Raw genomic sequence first — 5,360 nt, forward strand, 5'->3', positions numbered from 1 at the left:
CCGCCCGGCGGAAGCGGGATGCCTCCTGCGCCGAGCCCCCTCGCCTGCGCAGGACGACTGCCCTGCCGAGGCCTGGACGCGTCAGGCTCGGCGCTGCCCATCGCAGCCTCGGCATCGCACGGGCCTCACTGCCCGTGCTGCACGGCCCGCCCGTCCTTCGCCCCGCGCGAACCACAGCGTTCGCCGAGCCCAAGCCCGGTACATGCGCCACCCAAGCTCCGGTACACACCGCGCTCTTGTGAGCTCCGATACAGGCACTCCGCGACACGGCAGCTTCCGCGCAAGCGGTCCCCGAAGCACCGAAGCCCCCGTCCGGACGGAGTGCCCGCACGAGCCGTCGTCCCGCTGAGGACTGGCTTCAGCGGCACGCCAGGCGAGTCAGCGCCCACAGGTGAGCGCGACGCAAGCTCAGCGCCGCACCACGGAGGCGGTGCCCCGCCCTCGATGCACCCGGCAGTCACCAGCCCCGCCCGGAACCCCCGTCAGGGCCGCTCTCCCCCTTGCGCGGCCTCAGCTCTCACACGGTGAACCCGGTAAGCGGGTCCCCGGTGCGCAGACTCCGGTGTCCTGCGCGAAGCTGGTGTGGCCTTGCCCGCAGCCCCGTGATCCCACTGCTGGGCCACGTCATGCCTCGTGCACCACCGCGCTGAGCTGCACGAACGCTGTCCGCGCTGCGGTCCCACTCCGCATGGCGTGGACGCCCGGCCTCGGACTTCCTCCCGACCTGCGGAGGACGCATAAGACCGTCGGACCCACTGCACCAACAGCGCGAGCTACGCCGCGGATGCCCTCCGCGCTGGAGACGCGGCAAGCACCAAGCAGAGAGCCTTCAATTCGAGGCGTCCCCGGGTCCCCGCTGGGCGGGAACGGGAGGTGAAGCTGCTCAGGGAGCGTCGGGGACGGAGCGTTCGACTTCGTCGTCGGTGTTGTGGTCGTCCGCCTCGTCCATGATCTGGTCGAGACATCGGCGGGCGGCGGACGCCGCGGCCTGGCCGTCGCCCGCCGCGATGGCGTCGGCGATGGGGCCGTGCGGAATGTCGGCGTGCTCGACGACGGCGCCGGCCGCGCCGATGCTCGCCCGGAGGGCCGCGCTGAAGTCCCGGTAGAGCTCGATGAGCATGCCGTTGTGGGTGGCTTCCACGACGGCGGTGTGGAACAGGAGGTCGGCCTCGACGAACTCGGAGTGCTCGCGGGCCGCCCACGCAGCGTCGCGGCGGGCGAGCGCGTCCGCGATCGCCGCGAGGTCGGACGGGGTGCGGCGCGCGGCGGCGAGCCGTGCCGCCTCCACCTCCAGGCCCCGCCGGATCTCCAGGGTTTCCACGAGTTCGGCCCGTTCCATGCGTCGGCGCATGGCTCCGGACATCTCGCTGGTGGCCCGCACGTACGTGCCGTCCCCCTGCAGACTCTCCAGGATCCCGGCATGCGTCAGGGCCCGGACGGCCTCCCGGACGGTGTTCCGACCTACGCCGAGGCTCTCCGAGAGCACCGGCTCGGGCGGGATCCGGTCGCCGACCGGCCACGTGCCCGCGACGATCTCGCCCTTGAGCTGGTCGATCACCTGCTCGACCAGGGACGAGCGGCGAGCTGTCCGCAGTGTCACGTTCCTCCTCACACGCCTTACCCGGGTGGCCCTACCTCCGATGAGCCAATCATCCCATGTCTCCATGTTAGGACGTCCAAGGGGAGGTTGTTCATTCCCGCCCCATGAACCCGTCCAGGCGCTGCAAACCCGTCCGTGCGCCGCTGCGATCGCCTCGGTGTACTGCGGAAACACGTCAACCGACTAGTTGAACGCGATCTCATCCGGGCTGTTCCGGCCGCCCGATGTGCCTTCGATCACCACAGCCGTTCAGCGCGGACTTGCCCGGAGGAGGAAACCGGCGTGGATGCCGAACAGCCTCCAAATCCACCAGAGCACGGGTTCGACGGTGTAGGCCGTCCCGCAGACGATGGCCAAGCCATGGCCTCGCCCTCACGGCGCGGCGAGCATGCCGGTGAAGCCTCGCAGCTGACACCCGCGGCATCTAAAGCTGAGTCGAGCACCGCTTGCACGTAGGGCACGGCGAAGGGACGCGCCGCTCGGGTGCCAGGACCGCCTGGCGGAGAACGTCCCTTGCTCAGGAGAAGGGCAAGTGAACGGACGGCCGGGGAGACGGACGCCCAGGCCGTGCGGTGTCAGACTCCGATGTCGCAGGGGGCCGTCTGGGGGCGGGCGGCGCGGAGCCCCACCGCTTCGAGGGCCTGACGGTACGCGGACGTGGCGGCATAGGTGTCGCCCGCGAACTGGAACAGATCGCCCAGCTCGTGGAGCAGACGCGCGGACGCACGGGTCGCCGGCAGGTCCGTGAGCTGCGTCGCGGCGGCACGGAGGACCACGAGCGCGGCCTGCGCGTCGTGCTGCGCCACTCGTGCGCGCGCGAGGACGAGCCGGGCCTGGGCCATCTTGTGCGTGCGGGCGACCAGGTCGGTGTCCGGCGGAGGGCCGAGCGTCGAGTGGCCGTTCGCGTTCGGCGCGGCCAGGGCCATGCCGGTCTCCAGGAACTCCTCCAGGCGGGTGATCGCCTCCGCGGGCTGCCCGAGGATCACCAGGGCACGCGCCGTCTCCACGGTGCGTTCGGTGGCTTCGGAACCTTCCAGATCCTCGGCGCCCTTGAGCAGACGCAGCGCCTCTTCGGCGGCGGCCGGGGACGCGCCGAGCGGCATGTCCTCGTGCACGGGCGTCTCGGCGGAGAACGCGGGAACGCCGCGCAGCAGCGCCTTCGCGGCGGCGAGGTCCAGGCGCGCGAGCGCGCGAGGACGAGTGCCCTCCCCGCGTGCGGCGAGGGCCTGGTCGGCGAAGTAGAGCGAGTCGCCGATCGCGTTCTGGTCCAGCGCGTTGACGCTGGCCTTCTGGTACGAGGCGCTCAGAGTGTCGCCGTCGCCGGAGCGTCCCGGCTCCTCGGCGGCGAGCAGGGTACGGCCGAGAGCGTGCGCGCGGTCGAAATCAGAGCGGTCCACATAGGCGAGCAGCAGCATGCGGCCCACCTCGATCCGCTCGTGCCCGCGCGTGAGGCCGAGCTCGTCCAGCCGTGTGAGGGTCCGTTCCCCCAGCGCGACGGCCTGCCCGAGGTCGCCGACCGCGTGGTAGCAGCGCGCCAGCGCGATCACGGGCGGCAGCCAGCTGGTCCGGCCGGGGTCGCGTTCGGCCTGCTCGCGAAGCTCCTCGAAGAGGGCGATGGCGTCCTCGACGCGGCCGAGGCGCTCCAGCGCGTGGGCCTGCCCCTCGCGCGCCCGCGCGGTCAGGTCCGGGTCGTCGCTGCGCTTGATGACGTCCTCGAAGACGGACGCCGCGCCGCTCGGGTCCCCGGCGAGCAGGGCCAGGTGCGCGTGGCGCTCACGAACCTCCAGGTGGGCGCGCTGCTCGGGCTCCACGCCCTCGGCGAGGTACTCGGGCGTGCACCCGAGACGCTCGGCCAGCATCCGCAGCACGGTCGGCGTGGGAGTCCGCTTCCCGGACTCGATCAACGAGATGTAGCTGTCGGAGAGATCGTGTCCGGCGAGCTGCGCCTGCGACAAGCGTCTGGTCAGCCGCAGGTTGCGGACGCGCTCCCCGACGTTGCCTGGACCCGGCATGAGAACTCACTTAGCGGAAGTAAACAGGCGGCTGGGGTTCCGACATAATTGCACATCGTCGGTTATCGCACATCGAGAGTAACGAAGCGGTCCCAGTCGTCCCTAGTTACGGCTTTGGTGGTGATAACGACTCGGCCCAGTAGATCATGCTGGACGGCCATCGCGCACGGAAGCCGTACCACGGCCACAGGACCGCCCCACGCCCCCAGGGGCCCTTCGCGCAACGTGAGAAACGCCGCATCGCCACCACGAAAGCGCATGCCGCACGGCGTACCGCCTCGTCCACCCGGGTACGAGGCACCCTGGAACCCCGTCGTCGTGTGACACAGATCACACGACGAGCACCCCGCCGACGGGTCGTCAGTCGTCGGAGGCGTTCTTGTTCGGGAAGATCATCTCGCAGACCTCCAGGTACAGCTGCTCCGGGTAGGGCAGGTACGGGACGGCCGAGAGGGCCTGGTCCTGACCGGCGGACTCCAGGACGAACTCGCCGTACCCGAGCATCCGGCCCGTCACCGTGCGCTTGAAGCTCATGTCGGTGACCTTCGCCAGCGGCATCATCGCGACCTTGCGCGTGATCAGCCCCGTGGTCAGCAGCATCCGCTGGTTGGTGATCACGAAGTAGTCCACCGACCACTCGGCCACCCGCCAGACGAACCAGGCGAGCAGGAGCAGCCAGCCCCACCAGATCCAGCTGATCACCGTGCCGGCGCTGGCGAGGGTGTTGCTGAGCACCCCGGCGAGGATCAGGCCGCCGAGGACGACGCCGACCGGCAGCATCAGGACGGCCGGATGCCGCCGGACCGTGATGACCTGGGTCTCGTGCGGGAGCAGGTACTTGTTGACCGAAGCCGGGGCGGAGTCACCGGGCGTGACCAGGCGCATGGGGGACCTCAGCCGAGCGCGTCGAGGAAGGTGGCCACGGAGTCTGCGGCGGAGACCAGTCCGGACGCGGCGCGGGCGACCGATCGCGCGGCGCCGTCCGGCTGCTGCACGAGGTAGACCACCGCGACGGCGGCGGCCGCCCAGGCGACGTACTTCTTGGCGGGCACTCATGCCTCCCGGTGCGGATGACCCACAGACCCTCGGCCAGTTTCGCACAGCGTCCAGGCCCGGCAAAGCATCCGAACACCGCCTCCGCCGCCGTGTCACCCGAACCTGACCCCAACGTTCCGAAGCGCTCACTCGTTCTGTGGGGTGAGGGACGACGGAGTCGGAAGGGTCAGGGGGTGTTGCCCAGTGAGGTGCGCGGTGAACGGCGCTTCTTCTCGGCGGCAACGACGGCCAGCACCTGCAGGTGCTTGCGCGCGACGCGCTCCACCAGATCGGGCGACGCCGCACCGGTCACCTCGAGCGCACCGAACCGCGCGGCGGCAACGCACCGCTCCACGGTCCGGCCGTCGTGCACCCCGGTGAACTCGCGGGCGAGCCGATCGCCGATCTCACCGAACAGCGGCTCGGAGTCCGGACGCTGAGCCATGACGCATTCCCCCAGCTCGCTCCCCCAGCTCCGATCCTGAACCGTCCCCGTGTGCCGAAGCGGCGGAGAGGAACGTACACCGACGTTCCGTAAGTCCAGTACTACCCAAGGTGACCATTCGCCGAACCCACCAAGATCACCCACTTGAGGAGAGGGGCCGTTCAGAACCACCGGGAGGGCGACGATCCGCCCCTCCGGCGCCAGTACGGACAGGACTCAGCGCGGCCGACTCAGCGCGGCCGACTCAGCGCGGCCGACTCAGCGCGGC

Annotated in this window: 5 protein-coding genes; all 5 read right to left on the minus strand. The window is 70.6% G+C overall.

The annotated features are described in order from the left end of the window. Positions 1–883: 883 nt before the first annotated feature. Complete coding sequence (locus AB0J52_RS25830; protein WP_500184842.1) at positions 884–1,600, minus strand: FadR/GntR family transcriptional regulator; 717 nt, start codon at positions 1,598–1,600, stop codon at positions 884–886. Between the two features lie 575 nt (positions 1,601–2,175). Then, on the minus strand, positions 2,176–3,612 hold the full coding sequence (locus AB0J52_RS25835; protein WP_500184843.1) for a helix-turn-helix domain-containing protein: 1,437 nt from the start codon (positions 3,610–3,612) through the stop codon (positions 2,176–2,178). Between the two features lie 360 nt (positions 3,613–3,972). Beyond that, entirely contained in the window at positions 3,973–4,497 is a 525-nt protein-coding gene (locus AB0J52_RS25840) for a PH domain-containing protein (protein ID WP_500184844.1), read from the minus strand. 8 nt (positions 4,498–4,505) lie between these two features. Beyond that, positions 4,506–4,664, minus strand: coding sequence for a hypothetical protein (locus AB0J52_RS25845; RefSeq protein ID WP_500184846.1), 159 nt, complete (start codon positions 4,662–4,664; stop codon positions 4,506–4,508). Positions 4,665–4,834: 170 nt separating this feature from the next. Continuing rightward, positions 4,835–5,092, minus strand: coding sequence for a hypothetical protein (locus AB0J52_RS25850; protein ID WP_500184847.1), 258 nt, complete (start codon positions 5,090–5,092; stop codon positions 4,835–4,837). Positions 5,093–5,360 lie beyond the last annotated feature (268 nt).

It is taken from the genome of Spirillospora sp. NPDC049652 (assembly GCF_040675125.1).
Classification (GTDB): domain Bacteria; phylum Actinomycetota; class Actinomycetes; order Streptosporangiales; family Streptosporangiaceae; genus Spirillospora.